Annotated in this window: 17 protein-coding genes; 4 read left to right on the forward strand and 13 right to left on the reverse strand. The window is 71.0% G+C overall.

The features are described from left to right. Positions 1 to 41: 41 nt before the first annotated feature. The 5 genes from KLP28_17005 to glpD are packed head-to-tail and all read right to left on the reverse strand — an operon-like array spanning position 42 to position 6,629. On the reverse strand, positions 42 to 1,631 hold the full coding sequence (locus KLP28_17005) for an OFA family MFS transporter (GenBank protein ID QWC85181.1): 1,590 nt from the start codon (positions 1,629 to 1,631) through the stop codon (positions 42 to 44). A gap of 60 nt (positions 1,632 to 1,691) precedes the next feature. After that, complete coding sequence (locus KLP28_17010) at positions 1,692 to 2,798, reverse strand: zinc-binding dehydrogenase (protein ID QWC85182.1); 1,107 nt, start codon at positions 2,796 to 2,798, stop codon at positions 1,692 to 1,694. A gap of 13 nt (positions 2,799 to 2,811) precedes the next feature. Beyond that, a complete protein-coding gene (locus KLP28_17015) occupies positions 2,812 to 3,432 on the reverse strand; it encodes a DNA-3-methyladenine glycosylase (GenBank protein ID QWC87069.1) in 621 nt (206 codons plus the stop codon). Between the two features lie 14 nt (positions 3,433 to 3,446). Next, a complete protein-coding gene (gene argH / locus KLP28_17020; GenBank protein QWC87070.1) occupies positions 3,447 to 4,898 on the reverse strand; it encodes an argininosuccinate lyase in 1,452 nt (483 codons plus the stop codon). Between the two features lie 9 nt (positions 4,899 to 4,907). Continuing rightward, on the reverse strand, positions 4,908 to 6,629 hold the full coding sequence (gene glpD, locus KLP28_17025) for a glycerol-3-phosphate dehydrogenase (protein ID QWC85183.1): 1,722 nt from the start codon (positions 6,627 to 6,629) through the stop codon (positions 4,908 to 4,910). Positions 6,630 to 6,788: 159 nt separating this feature from the next. On the opposite strand from glpD, the gene KLP28_17030 reads away from it, so the two are divergent. The 4 genes from KLP28_17030 to KLP28_17045 all read left to right on the forward strand — a co-directional run bounded on the left by KLP28_17030 (position 6,789) and on the right by KLP28_17045 (position 11,499). Then, positions 6,789 to 7,505 (forward strand): aquaporin family protein, encoded by a 717-nt coding sequence (locus KLP28_17030; GenBank protein ID QWC85184.1) that lies wholly within the window; start codon positions 6,789 to 6,791, stop codon positions 7,503 to 7,505. Between the two features lie 55 nt (positions 7,506 to 7,560). Then, complete coding sequence (gene glpK / locus KLP28_17035; GenBank protein QWC85185.1) at positions 7,561 to 9,078, forward strand: glycerol kinase GlpK; 1,518 nt, start codon at positions 7,561 to 7,563, stop codon at positions 9,076 to 9,078. Positions 9,079 to 9,106: 28 nt separating this feature from the next. Continuing rightward, positions 9,107 to 10,045 carry a PhzF family phenazine biosynthesis protein gene (locus tag KLP28_17040; GenBank protein QWC85186.1) on the forward strand — a complete coding sequence of 313 codons (939 nt, stop codon included), beginning with the start codon at positions 9,107 to 9,109 and terminating at the stop codon, positions 10,043 to 10,045. A gap of 134 nt (positions 10,046 to 10,179) precedes the next feature. Next, positions 10,180 to 11,499: a hypothetical protein gene (locus tag KLP28_17045; protein QWC85187.1), complete on the forward strand. Its 1,320-nt coding sequence runs from the start codon at positions 10,180 to 10,182 to the stop codon at positions 11,497 to 11,499. A gap of 71 nt (positions 11,500 to 11,570) precedes the next feature. On the opposite strand, the gene argG is transcribed toward KLP28_17045, so the two are convergent. The 8 genes from argG to argC all read right to left on the reverse strand — a co-directional run bounded on the left by argG (position 11,571) and on the right by argC (position 19,649). Then, complete coding sequence (gene argG, locus KLP28_17050; protein QWC85188.1) at positions 11,571 to 12,998, reverse strand: argininosuccinate synthase; 1,428 nt, start codon at positions 12,996 to 12,998, stop codon at positions 11,571 to 11,573. Between the two features lie 106 nt (positions 12,999 to 13,104). Next, the gene (locus KLP28_17055) at positions 13,105 to 13,617 is read right to left on the reverse strand and encodes an arginine repressor (protein QWC87071.1); all 513 of its coding nucleotides are present in this window, start codon (positions 13,615 to 13,617) and stop codon (positions 13,105 to 13,107) included. Between the two features lie 35 nt (positions 13,618 to 13,652). Further along, a complete protein-coding gene (gene argF / locus KLP28_17060; GenBank protein ID QWC85189.1) occupies positions 13,653 to 14,669 on the reverse strand; it encodes an ornithine carbamoyltransferase in 1,017 nt (338 codons plus the stop codon). Then, a complete protein-coding gene (locus KLP28_17065) occupies positions 14,666 to 15,931 on the reverse strand; it encodes an acetylornithine transaminase (GenBank protein QWC85190.1) in 1,266 nt (421 codons plus the stop codon). Before KLP28_17065 ends, argF begins: the two co-directional genes overlap by 4 nt. Next, positions 15,928 to 16,860, reverse strand: a complete 933-nt coding sequence (gene argB / locus KLP28_17070) for an acetylglutamate kinase (GenBank protein ID QWC85191.1) — start codon at positions 16,858 to 16,860, stop codon at positions 15,928 to 15,930. The genes KLP28_17065 and argB overlap by 4 nt, the downstream gene beginning before the upstream one ends. Before the next feature lie 49 nt (positions 16,861 to 16,909). Further along, on the reverse strand, positions 16,910 to 18,061 hold the full coding sequence (gene argJ, locus KLP28_17075) for a bifunctional glutamate N-acetyltransferase/amino-acid acetyltransferase ArgJ (GenBank protein ID QWC85192.1): 1,152 nt from the start codon (positions 18,059 to 18,061) through the stop codon (positions 16,910 to 16,912). Further along, complete coding sequence (locus tag KLP28_17080) at positions 18,058 to 18,606, reverse strand: ACT domain-containing protein (protein ID QWC85193.1); 549 nt, start codon at positions 18,604 to 18,606, stop codon at positions 18,058 to 18,060. Before KLP28_17080 ends, argJ begins: the two co-directional genes overlap by 4 nt. Further along, positions 18,603 to 19,649 (reverse strand): N-acetyl-gamma-glutamyl-phosphate reductase, encoded by a 1,047-nt coding sequence (gene argC / locus KLP28_17085; GenBank protein QWC85194.1) that lies wholly within the window; start codon positions 19,647 to 19,649, stop codon positions 18,603 to 18,605. Before argC ends, KLP28_17080 begins: the two co-directional genes overlap by 4 nt. Between the last annotated feature and the right edge of the window lie 91 nt (positions 19,650 to 19,740).

Raw genomic sequence — 19,740 nt, forward strand, 5'->3', positions numbered from 1 at the left:
GGCAGACCGGACCCCGTCGCGGGTGGCCGAGCGAGGTGGCGTCAGCCGGTGAAGAGCGCCGCCGCCTTGATGACGTTCGTGATCAGGCCGTACACCAGCGGGATGCCCACCAGCGCCCAGCTGAAGACCAGGAGCGGGGTCTTGGTCTTGACGTCGCGCTCCGTCTCGGTCTTCGTCATGGTCGCCGTGCCTCCGCCGCTGGTCTCGTGCTCGGAGACGTCGGTGCGGTCCGAGCCCTTCGGCTCGTCCTCGTGCGCCTCGTCGGAAACCCGGGTGACGAGGAGGTTTGCCACGAAGCCGACGGCCAGCACGCCGACCATGGTGAACAGTGCCGGACGGTAGGCGTCGGCCGTCAGCGATCCCGGTTCACCACCGGAGGCGTCGAGGATGCCGTTGACGATCACGGGTCCCGCTACGCCCGCCGCTGCCCATGCGGTCAGCAGCCGCCCGTGGATGGCGCCGACCTGGAAGGTGCCGAACAGGTCTCGGAGGTATGCCGGCACCGTGGCGAAGCCGCCGCCGTAGAAGCTGATGATGATGAAGCTGAAGAGCACGAAGATCACCGTGCTGCTCGTGCCGAGCAGGGCGATGCCGGCGAAGAGGAGGGCGCCGATACCGAGGTAGCCCATGTAGGTGTTCTTGCGGCCGATGTAGTCCGACGTCGAGGACCACACGAAGCGTCCCAGCATGTTCGCCAGCGCCAGGATGCCGACGAAGCCCACGGCCGCTGAGCCCGAGACCGAGGAGCTGCCGCCCTCGCGGAAGAAGTCCTGGATCATCGGCTGCGCGTTCTCCAGGATGCCGATGCCCGCGGTCACGTTGCAGAACAGAACCGCCCAGACGAGGTAGAACTGGCGCGTCGTGATGGCGCTGTTGGCCGAGACGCTGCCGCTGGTGACGTAGCCGCCGTCCCCGGTGTCCTTCTCCTGCTTGTCCTTCTCGGGATCGAATCCAGCCGGTGCCCAGTCGTCGGCCGGCACTCGCACCAGCCAGGCACCGAACAGCATGACCACGAAGTAGACCGCCGCCATCACCAGGAACATGCCCGCCACCGCGCCCGAGCCGGCGCTGTCGGCGTTCTCGGCACCGAACAGGCCCAGCAGCCCGGACTCGAACGACGAGGCCACGAGCGCGCCGCCGCCGAAGCCCATGATCGCCAGACCGGTGGCGAGACCGGGCCGGTCGGGGAACCACTTGATCAGGGTGGAGACCGGCGAGATGTAGCCGATGCCCAGGCCGATGCCGCCGAGCACGCCGTAGCCGAGGAACAGCAGCCAGATCTGCTCCGTCGCGGTCCCGATGCCGGCGACCGCGAGGCCGGCGCCCCAGAAGACGGCCGCGGCGGCCATGGCCTGACGCGGTCCGCCGGTGTCGACCCAGGTGCCGAGGAATGCCGCCGACAGCCCGAGGATCACGATCGCGAGGGAGAACGTCAGACCGATCGTGGTCAAGCTGGAGTCGAACACGCCGACGAGCGCGTTCTTGTAGACGCTGGTGGCGTACACCTGGCCGATGCTCAGGTGGATGGCGAGGGCCGCCGGCGGCACCAGCCACCGGTTGTAGTTCGCCGGAGCGATGGTGCGCTCCTTGTCGAGGATGCCGATGACGGCCACGACGCCTCCTTCAGGCATGTGAGGTCAGCCACGGGGGTGTGGCCTCACACCCGTGCCCGGGTCGTTCTCAGGCGAAACTCAGGCGCACCCGCCGCGACCCGATCGCAACCCCGACGACGGGTGCCGATCGGTCCGGGTCGGGATCACCACGATCTTGCCGGTCGCGGTGCGGCCGGCGAGGTGGGCGTGGGCGTCGTGCACGTGCTCCAGGGCGTACGTGCGCTCCACCCGTGGCGCGACATCGCCGGCGACGGCGGCCGCGACGAGGGTCGGGAAGTCCGCAGGTCGGTGCATGGTCGAGCCGACGAGACGCCGGTTGTGCAGGTAGAGCCGTCGCAGGTCCAGCTCCACGACGGGACCTGCGACGGCGCCCGCGACGATCCACCGTCCGCCCGGACGGAGGCGTGGCAGCAGTCGACTCATGGCCGGGCCCCCCACGATGTCGACCACCGCGTCGAGCGAAAGGGGCGTGTGGCCGAACAGGGTGCCCCCGTCGCGGTCGATCGCCGCGTCGGCACCTGCCTCGCGAAGCACGGCCTCGTTGCCCGGGGAGGTCTGCGCGACCACCCGGCAGCCGCGCGCGACCGCGAGCTGGACGGCTGCCAGGCCGACGCCCCCCGACGCGCCGGTGACCAGCACCGTCTCTCCCTCGCGCACCTCGCCCCGCTCGAGCATGCCGACGGCCGTGCCGTACGCGATCGGCAGGCAGGCGAGCTGGGCGTCGGTGAGCGGGGAGCCGGTGACGTCGTGGACGTGGTCGGCGTCGACGACGCAGAGCTCGGCGAAGCCTCCGTCGTACTCGCTGCCGAGGACGCCGAGCAGCTCGGGCTCGAGGCCGGGACGACGTGCCGCCTGGGCGGGATCGAGGTCCGCGTACGTCGCGGGATCGACCAGGACCCGCCTGCCCACGAGAGCGGGGTCGGCACCCTCGCCGACGCTGTCGACCACCCCGACGACGTCGGCGCCCTGGATGCGGGGGAAGTCCACGACCCCCCGCCACCCCGATCTGGCGTCGGGGTCGTCGTCGGCGCCGTACGCGCCCTCGCGGGTCCACAGGTCGGTGTTGTTCGTGGCGGCGGCCAGCACCCGCACACGTGCCTGTCCCGGGCCCGGGAACGGGTCGGGGACGTCGCGCAGCTCGACGGCGTCGGGGCCGCCGAACCGGGTGAGCACGGCTGCACGCATCGCGGCGTCCTCCTCAGGGCCTCTCGCGGGGTCGGAGAGGGGCTGCTGGACGGTACTGCGAGACGGTCGGGTCGTCGACCAGCCACCAGCGCCAGGGACGTTCGGCGGCGGCGCGGAGCCCGACGCGGGGCCCCGAGGCCACCTCGCCGGCTGCAGGTCGATCCCCGATCGTCAGCGTGGGCGTACCTGCGTCCAGGCGGTGACCGTCGTGGGTGAGGTCGAGCGCCAGCGCACGGCAGAGGTTCGCGGGGCCACGGGCAAGGTCGCGGTCGCGAGGCGTACGGCCGGCACGCGTCGTGCGTCGGGACCGCGCGACCTCGAGACCCTCCACCACCTCACCGGCGCGCAGGAGCACCGCCCCCGGCTCCCCCGGAGCCGGGCCGGCCGCGACGTTCGCGCAGACGTGCATGCCGTAGATCAGGTAGCAGTACAGCGTGCCGGGGGCCTCGAACATGCTCGCGTTGCGCGCCGTGCGACCGCGATGGGCGTGCGAGCCCGGGTCGTCCGCGGCGCCGTACGCCTCGACCTCGGTGATCCTCACGACGACCGTGCCGTCGGGGGTCTCGTGCCGCAGCGAGGCGCCGAGGAGCCGTGGCGCGGCATCGGCCGGGTGCGCGGTCAGCGCCTCCGCCAGGCCGTGGGGCGGGCTCAGGACCAGCGCTCCCGGGCCCGCGCGAGCACGGTGCGCAGCTCGGTGAGCTGCTCGCGTACGCGGCCTGGTGCGGTGCCGCCGCGTGCGTCCCGGGAGGCGACCGAGCCCTCGACGGTGAGCACGCTGCGTACGCCGCTCGTCAGCCGGGGGTCGATGGCCGCGAAGTCCTCGTCGGAGAGGTCGGCGAGCTCGATGCCGCGCTGCTCGCAGGCCTGCACGCAGGCACCGGCCAGCTCGTGCGCCTCGCGGAACGGGACGCCCTCGCGGACGAGCCACTCCGCGACGTCGGTCGCGAGGCTGAAGCCCTGGGGCGCCAGCTCGGCCATGCGGCCGGTGTCGAAGACGAGGGTGGCGACCTGACCGGTGAAGGCCGGGAGCAGCACCTCGAGGGTGTCGACGGAGTCGAAGACCGGCTCCTTGTCCTCCTGCAGGTCCCGGTTGTACGCCAGGGGCAGCGCCTTGAGCGTCGCCATCAGTCCCGTCAGGTTGCCGACGAGCCGCCCCGCCTTGCCCCGGGCCAGCTCGGAGACGTCGGGGTTCTTCTTCTGCGGCATGATGCTCGACCCGGTCGAGTAGCCGTCGTGCAGGGTGACGAAGCCGAACTCCTTCGTGGCCCAGAGGATGATCTCCTCGGCCAGACGGCTGACGTCGACGCCGACCATCGCGGTGACGAACGCGAGCTCGGCGACGAAGTCGCGCGCGGCCGTGCCGTCGATCGAGTTCGGCGCGCTGCCGGTGAAGCCGAGGTCGTGGGCGATCGCCTCCGGGTCGAGACCGAGGCTGGACCCGGCCAACGCGCCGGACCCGTACGGCGACCCGGCTGCCACCCGCGCGTCCCAGTCGTCGAGCCGGTCGACGTCGCGCAGCAGGGGCCACGCGTGGGCGAGGAGGTGGTGGCTCAGGAGGACGGGCTGGGCGTGCTGCAGGTGCGTACGCCCCGGCATGATCGCGCCGAGGTGCGCCTCGGCCTGCTCCGCGAGAGCGTCCACGAGGTCGAGCACCATGCCGGCCACGACGCGGGTGTGGTCGCGCAGGTAGGCACGGAACAGCGTGGCGACCTGGTCATTGCGCGAGCGGCCCGCGCGCAGTCGCCCGCCGACCTCGGCGCCGACCTCCTCCAGGAGCAGCCGCTCGAGGGCGCCGTGGACGTCCTCGTCGGAGGGGTCGGGCTGCAGGTCGCCGGCGGCGTACCGCTCCCCCAGCGCCGTGAGCCCGGCGAGCAGGGTGTCGCGGTCCTCGGTGCTCAGCAGACCTGCCCCGTGCAGCACCTGCGCGTGGGCCCGAGACCCCGCGAGGTCGTACGGCACCAGCCTCCAGTCGAAGTGGGTCGACCGGCTCAACGCCTCGAGCGCCGGGCTCGGACCGCCGGCGAAGCGGCCACCCCACAGGGAGCCGGTGCGGGTCTTCGGGGCGTCGGTCGGGGCCTGCTGCTCAGTCACGGGCCGCAGTCTCCCAGGTCAGTTCAGCGCGCGACCGACCGCTCGCTCCCGGGTGTCCCGCGCGACCAGACGCTCGGCGTTGGCCTCCTGGTCGTCGGGCTGACGCTGCGACTCGCGCTCGGCCTTGACCCGGGCCTCGTACGCCGTGACCTCGTCGTCGACGCGCTGGGCGTCCCAGCCGAGCACGTCGGCGACGAGCTCGGCGGTCGGCCGGGCGGAGTCGACCCCGCGGTCGGGGGTCTCGATCGAGATGCGCGTACGCCGTGCCAGCAGGTCGTCGAGGTGCAGCGCGCCCTCGTGGGTGGCGCCGTACCGGATCTCGACCTTGAGGTACTCCTCGGCGCCGGGCAGCGGCTCGAGCAGGCTCGGGTCGTCGGCGGCGAGGCCCATCACCTCGTTGAGCAACGAGCCGTAGCGGTGCACCAGGTGCGTGATGCGCCAGGTCGGCAGGTCGTACCTCGCGGCCAGCGTCTCGACCTGGTTCTCCAGGGCGGCGAACCCCTCGGCGCCGAGCAGCGGGATGTGCTCGGTGACCGAGTCGCCGACGTGGGCCGACAGGTCCTCCTTCGCCACGTCGACGGCGTCCTTGGCCATCACGCGGTACGTCGTGTACTTGCCGCCCGCGATCGAGACCATGCCGGGCTGCGGACGACCGACCGCGTGCTCGCGGGAGAGCTTGGAGGTCGCGTCCGACTCCCCCTTGAGGAGCGGGCGGAGGCCGGCGTACACGCCCTCGATGTCGTCGTGGGTGAGCGGCTCGGTGAGCACCTCGTTGACGTGGTCGAGGATGTAGTCGATGTCGGCCTTGCTCGCCGCCGGGTGCGCGAGGTCGAGGTTCCACTCGGTGTCGGTCGTGCCGATGAGCCAGTGGGTGCCCCACGGGATCACGAAGAGCACCGACTTCTCCGTACGCAGGATCAGGCCCGTGTCGGAGTGGAAGCGGTCCTTGGGCACGATGATGTGCACGCCCTTGGACGCCTGCACCCGGAACTGCCCCTTGCCGCCCGCGAGCTCCTGGATCTCGTCGGTCCACACGCCGGTGCAGTTGATCGTGACCTTCGCCGAGACCTGGGTGGTGGCCCCGGTCTCGAGGTCCTCGATCTCGGCGCCGACGACACGTTCGCCGGCCCGCCGCAGATCGGTGACGCGCGCCGAGGTGAGCAGCTGGGCCCCGTACGCGGCGGCCGTGCGGGCGACCATCATCGTGTGGCGGGCGTCGTCGGCCTGGGCGTCGTAGTAGAGCATCGCGCCGACCAGCGAGTCCTTGCGCATGCCGGGGGCCAGCGAGAGCGCCTTGCCTCGCGTCAGCTGCTTGTGGCGCGGCAGCGACCGGGCTCCGCCCATCGTGTCGTACAGCGTCAGGCCCGCGGTCATGTACGGCCGCTCCCAGAGGCGGTGCTTGATCGGGTACATGAAGGACACGGGGCGGATCAGGTGCGGCGCGATGCGCGAGAGCATCAGCTCGCGCTCCTTCAGCGCCTCGCGCACGAGCGTGAAGTCCATCTGCTCGAGGTAGCGGAGACCGCCGTGGAAGAGCTTGGAGCTGCGGGAGGAGGTGCCGGAGGCGTAGTCGCGCTGCTCGACCAGGAGCGTACGGAGGCCACGGGTCGCGGCATCCAGCGCGACACCGGCGCCCGTGACGCCGCCGCCGATGACGAGGACGTCCACCTCCGCGTCGCCCTGCAGGTCCTGCCACGCCTTCTCGCGCTGGTCGGGTCCGAGTGGTGCGGTGGTGAGCATGGGGTCCTCCAGGAGTTGGACGCAGTCACGGCAACCCTCCCCCGCGGCGCAAATGCGTACTCTCCGGATCAGGCCGCGTTGCGGCTGTGGTCGACGGATGCAACCGTGGTGCCGATCACAGTCGCTCTCGGCTGCTCTCGGCTGGTCCCAGGAGGCCGCATGCTGCTCGACATCTTCGTCCCCGAGCTCGCCGGCACGGCGATGCTGCTCCTCCTCGGATGCGGCGTGGTGGCCAACGTGGCGACGGCCAAGACGGCCGGGTCAGGTGCCGACTTCACCCTCATCGCCTTCGGCTGGGGCCTCGCGGTCTTCGCCGGCGTGTACGTCGCCTTCGCCTCCGGCGCCCACATCAACCCGGCGGTGACGATCGGGTTGCTCTCCACGGGCTCCAGCGACTTCGGGTGGGCCGAGGCGCCGGTCTACATCAGCGCCCAGCTGATCGGGGCCTTCCTCGGGGCGAGCCTGGCGTACGCGGCGTACAAGCATCAGCTCGACGACCTCGAGGTCGAGGCGGCCGCGAAGAAGGACGTCTTCTGCACCGCGCCCGCGGTGCGCTCGTACGGCTGGAACGTCGTCACCGAGCTCATCGGCACCTTCGTGCTGGTCTTCGTCATCGTCGCCTTCGGCAAGACGCCCTCGGGCCTCGGGCCGCTCGCCGTGGCTCTCCTCGTGGTCGGCATCGGCGCGAGCCTGGGTGGGCCCACGGGCTATGCGATCAACCCCGCCCGTGACCTCGGCCCGCGCATCGCGCACGCCCTGCTGCCGATCCGCGGCAAGGGCGGCAGCGACTGGGCGTACTCCTGGGTGCCGATCGTCGGCCCCCTCCTGGGTGGCGCACTCGGGGGTGTGGCTGCCAACCTCATGAACTACGTGTGACCCGCAGCACCACGAGCAGCATCCGACGAGCACCCGACGAGCACCAGGAGCGAGCATGGCGACGTACGTCCTGTCCATCGACCAGGGAACGACCAGCACCCGCGCGATCGTCTTCGACCACGACGGCGAGATCGTCGCGGTCGACCAGCTCGAGCACGAGCAGATCTTCCCGAAGGCCGGGTGGGTCGAGCACGACGCCCTCGAGATCTGGAAGAACACGCGCGAGGTGATCGGCGGCGCGCTCGGCAAGGCCAACATCGACAACTCCGACATCGCCGCCGTCGGCATCACCAACCAGCGCGAGACCGCCGTGGTGTGGGACAAGAACACCGGCCAGCCCGTCTACAACGCGATCGTCTGGCAGGACACGCGGACGCAGAAGATCTGCGACCGCCTCGCGGAGGACGGCGGCACCGAGCGCTACAAGGACGTGTGCGGCCTGCCGCTCGCGACGTACTTCGCCGGACCCAAGGTCGCCTGGATCCTCGAGAACGTCGAGGGCGCCAAGGAGAAGGCGGAGGCCGGCGACCTGCTCTTCGGCACCACCGACTGCTGGACGGTGTGGAACCTGACCGGCGGTGCCGAGAACGGCGGCTGCCACATCACCGACGTCACGAACGCCTCGCGCACCATGCTGATGAACCTCGAGACGCTCGAGTGGGACGCCTCCATCGCCTCCGACATGGGCATCCCGACCTCGATGCTGCCGGAGATCCGGTCGTCCTCGGAGGTGTACGGCGAGTGCGAGCCGGGTGTGCTGCGCGGCCGTCCTGTCGCCGGGATCCTCGGCGACCAACAGGCGGCGACCTTCGGGCAGGCGTGCACCGAGAAGGGCGAGGCCAAGAACACCTACGGCACCGGCAACTTCATGTTGCTCAACACCGGCACCGAGGCGGTGCCGAGCGAGAACGGCCTGCTGACGACGGTCTGCTACAAGCTCGGCGACGCCGACACCGTCTACGCCCTCGAGGGGTCGATCGCCGTGACCGGCTCGCTGGTGCAGTGGGTGCGCGACAACCTGGGGCTCATCTCCTCGGCGCCGGAGATCGAGACGCTCGCGAAGAAGGTCGACGACAATGGCGGTGCGTACTTCGTGCCCGCCTTCTCCGGCCTGTTCGCGCCCCACTGGCGTCCCGACGCGCGAGGCGCGCTCGTGGGCCTGACGCGCTACGTCAACAAGGGGCACCTGGCACGAGCGGTGCTGGAGTCGACCGCGTTCCAGACGCGGGAGGTCATCGACGCCATGAACGCCGACTCCGGTGTCGACCTCAGCGAGCTGCGCGTCGACGGCGGCATGATCGTCAACGAGACCCTGATGCAGTTCCAGGCCGACATCCTCGGCGTCGACGTCGTCCGCCCGAAGATCGCCGAGACCACGGCACTCGGGGCGGCGTACGCGGCAGGTCTCGCCGTCGGCTTCTGGGAGTCGACCGACGAGATTCGCCAGCAGTGGGCCGAGGACCACCGGTGGACCCCGCAGATGGACGAGGACGAGCGGGAGCGGCTGCTGCGCAACTGGAAGAAGGCCGTCACCAAGACGCTGGACTGGGTGGACGCCGACACGGAGGCGTGAGCAAGGCAGCGTGCGCGATGCTGGCGTCATGAGCGAGGTCCTGGAGTACGCCGCCTTCACCACCGTCCCGTCCGGCGGCAACCCCGCCGGCGTGGTGCTGGACGCCGTCGGCTGGGACGTCGGCCGCATGCAGGCCGTCGCGGCCGAGCTGGGCCACTCCGAGACGGCCTTCGTCGTCGGTGTGGCCAGTTCCGGCACGGGTTCGGCGGACGACGCGGCGGGAGGCGTCGGGGACGGCGAGTCCTTGACGGTGCGCTTCTTCACCCCCGAGACCGAGGTGTCCTTCTGCGGGCACGCCACGCTGGCCACGGCGATCGCGTGGGCGGAGCGTCACGGCGCGGGCACGCGGACGTTCCGGGTGGAGGCCGGTGAGGTCTCGGTGACGGTCCTCGAGGAGCACGGGGCACTGGTCGGCGAGCTGATGACGGTTCCCGCACGCTCCGAGCCCGCGACGCCCGAGCTGGTCGCCGACGTCCTCCTCGCCCTGCGGTGGGGCGTCGAGGACCTCGATCCTTCCTGGACACCGCATCTGGCGTACGCGGGTGCCTCCCACCTCGTGCTCGTGACGGCCTCACGAGGGCGGCTCGCGGCGCTGGACTACGCGTACGACGAGCTGCGTGGCGTCATGGTGCGAGCCGGCCTGACGACGCTGCAGCTGGTGCACCCCACCGGGCCGGACGCGTTCGCCTCCCGCAACCCCGGTCCTTCGGTCGGCATCCACGAGGATCCGGCGACGGGTGCGGCGGCCGGGGCGCTGGGGGCGTACCTGCGCGTCGTGGACTCCCGGGACGACGTGCGCGAGGTCGAGGTCGTGCAGGGCGAGGACATGGGTCGGCGCTCGGTGCTGCGGGTGACGATCGATCCGGCCGACGACCGGATGCGCGTCGCTGGCACGGCGGTTCCGCTCGCATCGCTGGTCGAGGAGCCGAGGGACGAGGCGTCTCGAAACCGAGGTGCGCCCTCGTGACACTTCGGCGTGCTGCCCAGTGAGTCCCGCACGGTTTGACCCGCCACCAGGCGCGAACGACAGGACAATACGTCCTCACAGACCACGGCCCATGGCAGGCTGCCTCCAGCTACGCCAACTCGGGAGGTCTGCTCGTGGAAGGAAACTGGAGGCCCGCGCGCCTGATTCCGGTGCGGGGAATCGGTAGCGAAAAGGAAGCTGAAGAGCGAGCAACTTCTGCACTGTTGGCCGTGCTGTCCATCGTGAGACCGCTGTCGCTTGAGCTCTTCAAGCCGTTCGGGGCCTCCGGCGCGACCAGGGCCACCGTGGAGTGCTTCACCGAAGTCCCCTTCGAGCTCGAGGGCAAGAAGATCAGGCCAGACGGGCTGGTACGGGTCTCCTACGGCAAGACGTCGTGGACGGCACTCGTCGAGGTGAAGACCGGTACGTCGCTCCTCGACGCCGAGCAACTGATCAACTACGTCAAGGTCGCGAGAGCCCACAAGTTCGACTGCGTGGTGACGATCTCGAACGAGCTGTCACCGGCGGCCGGCCGGCACCCCACAACTGCGGCGATCCCGCGAGCGAACTCCACGGTCAAGCTGCACCACCTGTCGTGGACACAACTCGTGACGACTGCCGTACGACTCCATGAGCACATCGGAGTAGAGGACGCTGAGCAGCGGTGGCTCCTGGCAGAGCTGATCCGTTACCTGCAGCACTCGGCGTCGGGCGCCCTGTCCTTCAATGACATGGGCAGCGAATGGGTCTCCGTCCGAAGCGCTGCGAAAGACCGAACCCTGGTCAAGACGGATCCCGGCGCCTTGGACGTCGTACAGCGATGGGATCAGCTCATCCGTTACGTCGCTCTCGTCATGGGAGCGCAGACCGGCCTCGACGTGACCCAACAGCTCAGTCGGGCCGAGTCGCAGGATCCCAAGGTGCGCATGGACGCCGTACTGCGCCAGCTGGTCGAGTCTGGTTGCCTGCGGGCGTCACTACGCATCCCCAACACCGTCGGTGACCTCGAGATCTGCGCGGACCTGCACTCGCGGCAGCTGATGTGCTCCACGACGGTGAAGGCGCCCGAGGACAAGGGGGCTCGTGGTCGCGTCGGGTGGTTGACCCGCCAGCTGCGCGACACCGCACCGGGGGACCTGCAGATCGAGTCCCGGGCGCTTCGCGCCAAGTCAGGGCCCTGCGTGGCTCTCGCCGCTGCAACGGAGGACTCCAGCCTCTTGCTTGACGACCAGAAGCGAGACCCCGCCACCTTCACGCTGACCATGCGGCGTGAGATGGGCGCGGGCAGGCTCGTCGGCAAGGGAAAGGGCAACTCCTTCATCGAGTCCGTCGAGAACGCGATCAACGGGTTCTACGACCAGGTTCTGTCCACGCTCACGCCGTGGCAGCCGAGGGCCGCACAACGCCACAACGTGCCGGAACCCTCTGACACCCAGACCTTCAAGGGCGAATAGCCGACCTTGACCGGTACGTCTGGCACCTTCGCGATGCGTACGAGGTGCCGGACGTACCGGTCAAGGGGATGTCAGTCGTTGCCCTCGCTGATGGCGACGTGGTCGAGCACCTCGTCGTCCATGCGCGGGGCGTTCGGGTTCGCGGTGATCCGGTCGGCACCGCCCTTCTGCAGCTCCCCGTAGAGGGTCCCGTTCTCCACGAGCACGTGACCCTGGTCCAGCGGCTGGTCGGCGTACAGCTCGAGCTTCGAGCGGCTGTCGGCGATGTCGAGGTTGCGCATCGTGAGCTGGCCGATGCGGTCCAGCGGGCCGAAGGCGGCGTTCTCCGTACGCTCCATCGAGAGCTTGTCGGGGTGGTAGCTGAAGTTCTCCCCGGCCGTGTCGAGGACCGAGTAGTCCTCGCCGCGCCGCAGCCGGACGGTGACCTCCCCGGTGACCAGCGAGGCGATCCAGCGCTGGATGCCCTCGCGGATCATCAGCGACTGCGGGTCGAGCCACCGGCCCTCGTACAGGAGACGGCCGAGCTTGCGGCCCTCGTTGTGGTACTGCGCGATGGTGTCCTCGTTGTGGACCGCGTTGACCAGGCGCTCGTAGCCGATCCACAGCAGCGCCATGCCCGGCGCCTCGTAGATGCCGCGCGACTTCGCCTCGATGATGCGGTTCTCGATCTGGTCGCTCATGCCGAGGCCGTGGCGTCCGCCGATGCGGTTGGCCAGGTCGACCAGCGCCACGGGGTCCAGCCGCTGGCCGTCGATGGCGACGGGGCGACCCTCCTCGTACCGGATCGTCACGTCCTCGGTCTCGATCTCGACGCTGGGGTCCCAGAACTTCACGCCCATGATCGGCTCGACGGTCTCGAGCGAGGTCTCCAGGTGCTCCAGGCTCTTGGCCTCGTGGGTGGCGCCCCAGATGTTGGCGTCGGTGGAGTACGCCTTCTCCTGGCTGTCGCGGTAGGGCAGGTCGCGCTCGGTGAGCCACTCGCTCATCTCCGCGCGGCCGCCGAGCTGCTCGACGAAGTCGGCGTCGAGCCACGGTTTGTAGATGCGCAGGTTCGGGTTCGCCATCAGGCCGTAGCGGTAGAACCGCTCGATGTCGTTGCCCTTGAAGGTCGACCCGTCACCCCAGATGTCGACCCCGTCCTCGGCCATCGCACGCACCAGCATCGTGCCGGTCACGGCACGGCCGATCGGCGTGGTGTTGAAGTACGTACGCCCGGCCGAGCGGATGTGGAAGGCGCCGCACATCATCGCGGCGAAGCCCTCCTCGACGAGCGGGAGGCGGATGTCGATGGAGCGGGCGATCTCGGCGCCGTACTGCTTGGCGCGGTCGGGGATGCCGTTGATGTCGGACTCGTCGTACTGCCCGATGTCGGCGGTGTAGCAGCAGGGCACCGCACCGTTCTCGCGCATCCACGCCACGGCCACGGAGGTGTCGAGGCCGCCGGAGAAGGCGATGCCGACGCGCTGGCCGGTGGGCAGGGAGGTGAGCACCTTGCTCATGGGGAGATCAGTCCTTCGGTCGTACGGGTGGATGGTCTGCGAGAAGTGACCTCTCGCGGGAAGTGACCCCTGGTGGGTCTGGCGGGGCTGGTGGGGTCGGTGAGGGTCAGTGGCGGGGGCGGTGGGAGCCGGCGAGCGCGAGCATGCGCTGGGCCAGCGCGTCTCCCCCGTGCGGGTCGCGGCTGATGAGCATGACCGTGTCGTCGCCGGCGATGGTGCCGAGGCAGTCACCGAGCTCGGCCTTGTCACACGCGGAGGCGAGGTACTGCGCCGCACCCGGGGGCGTACGCAGCACCGCCAGGTTGGCGGACCCCTCGGCGGAGACGACGAGCTCGCCGCACAGCCGGGCGAGGCGGGTCTCGGCGGCCTCGGTGGCCGCCCACCCTCCCGAGGTCGGTCGACGGTCGCCTCCCTCGGCCGGCACGGCGTACACCAGGGCGCCACCCGGTCCGCGCACCTTGACGGCGTCGAGCTCGACCAGGTCCCGCGAGAGCGTTGCCTGGGTGACGTGCACGCCGGCGCTGGCCAGGATGTCGGCGAGCTCGGTCTGCGACTTCACCGCACGATCCGTCAGCGCCTCGATGATGAGGGCGTGGCGAGCGGACTTGGTGCCCGGCACGAGCGGCTCCGGGCCTCCCGCGCTGCTGAGGGCGCTCACATGACCACCTCGATGCCGGGCCCGCCGTCCGGGCCGGAACTTTGTGCCCTCTCGGCGGAACTCTGTGCCCTCTCGGCGTGGGCGAGGTGGGCCATGAGGGCCTTCTGGGCGTGACGCCGGTTCTCGGCCTCGTCCCAGACCACCGACTGCGGTCCCTCGAGCACCTCGGCGGTGATCTCCTTGCCCCGGTAGGCCGGCAGGCAGTGCAGCACCAGGGCGTCGTCGGCCGCGTGGTCGAGGGCTCCCCGGTCCACACGCCAGTCCTCGAAGACCGCCTCCCGGGCTGCGGCCTCCGCCTCGCGTCCCATCGAGATCCAGGTGTCGGTGATGAGTACGTCGGCCCCGGCGACGGCATCGGCCGGGTCCTCCACGACCGCGAGGGACCCGCCGGTCTGCTCCGCGCGGGCGCGCCCCGCCGCGAGCACGTCCTCGGTCGGCAGGAAGCCCGTCGGGCCGGAGACGCGTACGTGCATGCCCGCCGTCGGGCCGGCGACCGCCCACGACTGAGCGACGTTCGCGCCCGCGTCGCCGAGGTAGGCCACGGTCATGCCGCGCAGGGCCTCGACTCCCCCGCGCTGCTCGGCGACCGTCTGCAGGTCCGCCAGCGCCTGGCACGGGTGGAACTGGTCGGTGAGCGCGTTCACGACGGGCACCCCGGCGTACGCGGCCATCTCCTCGATCCGCTCCTGGCCGAAGGTGCGCCACACGATCATCGACACCTGACGCCCCAGCACGCGGGCGACGTCGGCGATGGACTCACGCTCGCCGATCCCGGCGAGGCGGCCGTCGACGACGTACGGGAAGCCGCCCATCTCGGCGACCGCGACGGCGAAGGAGCTCTGCGTACGCAGCGTCGGCTTGTCGAAGACCAGGGCGACCGTGCGGGGGCCCTCGAGCACGCGCTCGGAGAACGGCTCGGCCTTCAGACGCGCGGCGAGGTCGAGCACCCCGGCCTGCTCGGCGACCGTGAGGTCGTCGTCCCTGAGGAAGTGACGGGGGGCGTGAGGCGTCACGAGCTGCCACCGCCCCCGTTCGACGCGTCGGCACCGGCGGCCGCGCACCGGGCGTACGCCTCGTCGAGGATGCCGGGGAACGCCTCGACGAACGACTGCGCCTCGTCGGTGGTGAGCACGAGCGGCGGCACGAGCCGCAGGGTGTGCGGGCCGGTCGCGTTGATGATGAAGCCGCGCTCCATCGCGACCTCGAACGCCACCTGGGCCGGGTTGTCGTGCCCGTCCGCCGCGTCCTGGACGGGCTCGAGGTCGACGCCCATCAGCAGGCCGGCCCGGCGTACGTCGGCGACGCGGTCGTTGGCCGCCAGCGCGGCGAACACCTCGGAGACCTCGACGACGTGGGCCATGAGGTCCTGGCCCTCGATCGTGTCGAGCACCGCGAGGCAGGCCGCGGCGGCGACCGGGTTGCCGCCGTAGGTGGTGCCGTGGTTGCCGGGCACGAGCATGGAGCCGGCCTCACCCAGCGCCACGCAGGCGCCGACCGGGAAGCCGCCGCCGAGACCCTTCGCGAGCGTGATGATGTCGGGACGCACTCCACCGTGCTTGGGGTCCTGGTGCGCGAGCCAGTGGCCGGTGCGACCGATGCCGGACTGCACCTCGTCGAACCACAGCAGCGCGCCGTGCTCGTCGCAGGCCGCACGCGCCGCCTGCAGCAGGCCGTCGGCGGGCTGCACGGCTCCGGCCTCGCCCTGCACGGGCTCGAGGATCACCGCGGCGGTGTCGCCGTCGATGGCGGCGACGAAGGCCTCGACGTCGTCGTACGGCACGAACTCGACACCGCCGGGCAGCGGCTCGAACGGGGTGCGGTACGCCTCCTTGCTGGTCAGCGCGAGGGCGCCCATCGAGCGCCCGTGGAAGGAGCCGGCTGCGGCCAGCACCTTCGTGCGACCCGTCTTGCGGGTCAGCTTGAAGGCGGCCTCGTTGGCCTCGGTGCCGGAGTTGGTGAAGAAGACACGCGCACCCTCGGCAGCGGCGTCGGGACCGCCGCAGATCGCGACCAGTCGCTCCGCGAGGGCGACCTGCGGCTCGGTGGCGAAGAAGTTCGACACGTGACCGAGGGTCTGCAGCTGCGTGCTGATGGCCTCGACCAGCGCCGGGTGGTTGTGGCCGAGGCAGTTCACGGCGATGCCGGCGAGAAGGTCGAGGTACTCCGTGCCGTCCTCGTCCCAGACCGTCGAGCCCTGCCCGCGCACGAGCGCGCGCTTGGGCGGCCCGTAGGTGTTCATGATGACCTGCGGGTGACGGTCCTGGATGGAGCTCACAGCTCGACCTTTCCTGCCGCGGTGCGGATCTTGGTGGTGACGTCGGGCAGCACCTGGGTGCCGACGCCCTCGGGGGTGAAGATCTCCAGGAGCACCGAGTGCTGCGTACGCCCGTCGACGACGGTGGCGCGAGGGACCCCGCCGTTGACCGCGTCGAGACACGCGCGCATCTTGGGGACCATGCCGGACGCCAGGCTCGGCAGCAGCTCAGCGAGCGCCTCCGGGCCGATCTCCTGGATCACGTCGTCGCTCGCCGGGTAGTCGCGGTAGAGCCCCTCGACGTCGGTCAGCACGAGCAGCTTCTCGGCACCCAGCGCGACCGCGAGGGCGGAGGCGGCGGTGTCGGCGTTGACGTTGTGGACCGCGCCGGAGGCGTCGGGGGCGACCGAGGAGATCACCGGGATGCGGCCGGCCTCGACGAGGTCGAGCACGGCCTCGGGACGTACGGAGTCCACCTCGCCGACCAGGCCGAGGTCGACCTCCTCGCCGTCCACGACGGTGCCGGTCTTGCGGGCCGTGAACAGGCCGGCGTCCTCACCGGAGAGGCCGACCGCCATCGGGCCGTGGGAGTTGATGAGGCCGACGAGGTCGCGCTGGACCTTGCCGACGAGCACCATGCGCACGACGTCCATCGCCTCGTCGGTGGTCACCCGCAGACCGCCGCGGAACTCCGAGTCGATGCCGAGGCGCCCGAGCATCTGGGAGATCTGGGGCCCTCCGCCGTGCACGACGACGGGCTTGAAGCCCGCGTAGCGCAGGAAGACGACGTCCTCGGCGAAGGCGCGCTTGAGGTCGTCGTCGACCATCGCGTTGCCGCCGTACTTGATGACCAGGATCTTGCCGTGGTAGCGCTCCAGCCACGGCAGGGCGTCGGCCAGGACGGCCGCCTTGCGGGTGGCCTCGCGCATCTGGTCTGCGTAGTCGCTCATGAGGTTCCTTGGGTGATCGAGGTGCGAGCCGCTGGGCGAGTTGCGGGATTCAGCTGGAGTAGGCGGAGTTCTCGTGCACGTACGCGTGCGTGAGGTCGTTGGTCCACACCGTCGCGCGGGCGTCGCCCGCCTTCAGGTCGATGAGCACCGAGACCTCACGCCCGTCGAAGGTCACCTTCTCGGGCGGCTCGTGGGGCTCGGAGGACCGGCAGACCCAGACGCCGTTCATCGCCACGTCGAGGTCGGCGGGGTCGAACTCGACGTCGGTGGTGCCGAGGCTCGCGAGCACGCGGCCCCAGTTGGGGTCCTCACCGAAGACCGCGGCCTTGAAGAGGTTGGACCGGGCGACGGAGCGGGCGGCGGTGACGGCCTCGTCCTCGCTGGCGGCGTTCTGCACGGTGATCGCGATCTCGTGGTCGGCGCCCTCGGCGTCGGCGAGCAGCTGCATCGCGAGGTCGGTGCAGGCCCGCTGCAGGGCCTCGGTGAAGTCCTCGACGCCCGGCGTGATGCCCGAGGCGCCCGACGCCATCAGGGTGACGGTGTCGTTGGTCGACATGCAGCCGTCGGAGTCGAGCCTGTCGAAGGAGATGCGGGTCGCGGCGCGCAGCGCGGTCTCGCAGTCCTCGGCGCTGACCACCGCGTCGGTGGTCAGCACGACCAGCATCGTGGCGAGCTGTGGCGCGAGCATGCCGGCGCCCTTCGCCATGCCGCCGATCGACCAGCCGGCTCCCTCGACGACGACCTGCTTGGAGACCGAGTCGGTGGTCATGATCGCGTGGGCGGCGTCGTCCCCTCCGTCCTCGGTCAGCTCGCCGAGGATCGCGGCCGTGCCGTCGAGCAGCTGCTGCCGGTCGTTGGTGAGACCGATGAGTCCGGTGGAGCAGACGATGACGTCGATCGCCCCGATGCCGAGCCCGTCGGCGACCTTCTCCGCCACCGCGTGCGTGGTCTGGAACCCCTCGGCGCCGGTGTAGCAGTTGGCGCCGCCGGAGTTCAGGATCACCGCGCGCACCGTGCCGTCCTTGACGACCTCCTGGCTCCACAGGATCGGGTTGGCCTTGCAGCGGTTGGCGGTGAAGACGCTCGCGGAGTCGTGCCGCGGGCCGTCGTTGACGACCAGGGCGAGATCCTTGGCGCCGGTCGACTTCAGACCGATCGGGATGCCCGCGGCGCGGAACCCGGCGGGGTGGGTGATGCTCATCGGGTCTTCCTCTTCCTGTCGGCCCCGGGCTTGCCCTTCGCGCTGCTCTGCTTCGCGCGGCCTCGCTTGCTGCCCGCCTTGTCACGCTCGGGCGCCCCCTCCGGCTCCTCGGGCGGCACCTGGATCTCGAAGCCCGCGGCGGTCCATGCGGCGTCGGCCTTCGCGACCCGGTTGGCGGGGACCAGCAGCCAGTCGGTGTCGTAGGTCGAGATCGTGAAGGCGCTGATCTCGGCCTCGGCGAGCGGGCCCAGCACGCCGTGCAGGACCCCGACGAGGCTGAAGTCGAGCGGACCGGCGATCTCGTACGCCGCGAACGGTCCCTGGCTCGTCGCCTTCGCCGGCACCGTCGAGGCGTGGCAGACGAGGCTCGTCTCCTCCGCGGTCGCGGTGATCGACAACAGCGTCGACGCCTCGGCCCAGTCGGGGAGGTCCGAGCCCGGTGGGAGGCGTACGACGGCCAGCTGGTCCGCGTGACGGATGAGGGTGCGGCCGTTCCCGGCGGAGGCGTCGCCGTCCACGAGCGGCTCGGGCACCGACCCGGTCACGGCGCGATCCCCACCGTCGTGAGGCCCAGGGTCTCCTCGAGGCCGAGGGCGAGGTTCATCGACTGCACCGCGGCCCCGGCGGTGCCCTTGGCGAGGTTGTCCACCGCGCCGACGGCCACGAGGCGGCGCGCGTCGGGGTCGACGGTGACCTGGAGGTGGGCGGCGTTGGAGCCGATCACCGACTTGGTCTGGGGCCACTGGCCCTCGGGCAGCAGGTGGATGAACGGCTCGTCGGCGTACGCCTTCTCGTACGCCGCCCGCGCCTGCTCGGCTGCGTCGTCGACGCTGACGTCGTCGGCCAGCGGCGCCGAGCAGGTCGCGAGGATCCCGCGGGGACTCGGCACGAGCAGCGGGGTGAACGAGACCTGCACGTCGGCATCGGTGAGCGCGCCGAGGTTCTGCAGGATCTCGGGGGTGTGGCGGTGGACGCCACCGACCCCGTACGCCGAGATGTTGCCCATGATCTCGCTGCCGAGCAGGTGCGGCTTCGCGGCCTTGCCCGCCCCGGAGGTGCCGGAGGCGGCGACAACCGTGAGACGGCTCGTGTCGACGAGGCCGGCCGAGACCGCCGGGGCGAGCGTCAGCGTGGAGATGGTCGGGTAGCAGCCCGGCACCGCGATGCGCCGGGCCGTGCGCAGCACGTCGCGCTGCCCGGGCAGCTCGGGGAGGCCGTACGGCCAGGTGCCGGCGTGCTCCCCGCCGTACCAGCGCTCCCAGGCCGCCGCGCTCCGCAGCCGGAAGTCGGCGCCGCAGTCGATGACGACCGTGTCGTCCCCGAGCGCCTTGCCCAGCTCGCCGGACTGGCCGTGCGGCAGACCCATGACGACGACGTCGTGGCCGGAGAGCACCTCGACCGTGGTCTCCTGCAGGACGCGGTCGGCCAACGGCACGAGGTGGGGCTGGAGGCTGCCCAGGGTCTCGCCGGCGTTGGAGCCTGCGGTCAGCGCGCCGATCTCGACCTCGGGGTGGCCGAGGAGCAGGCGGAGCACTTCACCCCCGGCGTAGCCACTGGCGCCGGCAACGGCGACTCGGATCTTCGTCATGCGTATGACTATACATAGCCCTGCATGCTCATGCGACTCGGCAACGCGCCCTCCCATGACGGTGCCTCCTGCCCGCCTCGTGAAACCGCGG

This window comes from Nocardioidaceae bacterium (genome assembly GCA_018672315.1).
In the GTDB taxonomy this organism is placed as follows: Bacteria; Actinomycetota; Actinomycetes; order Propionibacteriales; family Nocardioidaceae; genus TYQ2.

What these genes read in the sequence shown, in the direction of transcription:
- KLP28_17005 (QWC85181.1), bottom strand. Translation starts at nt 1,631, where the DNA reads ATGCCTGAAGGAGGCGTCGTGGCCGTCATCGGCATCCTCGACAAGGAG.
- KLP28_17010 (QWC85182.1), bottom strand. Translation starts at nt 2,798, where the DNA reads ATGCGTGCAGCCGTGCTCACCCGGTTCGGCGGCCCCGACGCCGTCGAG.
- glpD (QWC85183.1), bottom strand. Translation starts at nt 6,629, where the DNA reads ATGCTCACCACCGCACCACTCGGACCCGACCAGCGCGAGAAGGCGTGG.
- KLP28_17030 (QWC85184.1), top strand. Translation starts at nt 6,789, where the DNA reads ATGCTGCTCGACATCTTCGTCCCCGAGCTCGCCGGCACGGCGATGCTG.
- glpK (QWC85185.1), top strand. Translation starts at nt 7,561, where the DNA reads ATGGCGACGTACGTCCTGTCCATCGACCAGGGAACGACCAGCACCCGC.
- KLP28_17040 (QWC85186.1), top strand. Translation starts at nt 9,107, where the DNA reads ATGAGCGAGGTCCTGGAGTACGCCGCCTTCACCACCGTCCCGTCCGGC.
- argG (QWC85188.1), bottom strand. Translation starts at nt 12,998, where the DNA reads ATGAGCAAGGTGCTCACCTCCCTGCCCACCGGCCAGCGCGTCGGCATC.
- argB (QWC85191.1), bottom strand. Translation starts at nt 16,860, where the DNA reads ATGAGCGACTACGCAGACCAGATGCGCGAGGCCACCCGCAAGGCGGCC.
- argJ (QWC85192.1), bottom strand. Translation starts at nt 18,061, where the DNA reads ATGAGCATCACCCACCCCGCCGGGTTCCGCGCCGCGGGCATCCCGATC.
- argC (QWC85194.1), bottom strand. Translation starts at nt 19,649, where the DNA reads ATGACGAAGATCCGAGTCGCCGTTGCCGGCGCCAGTGGCTACGCCGGG.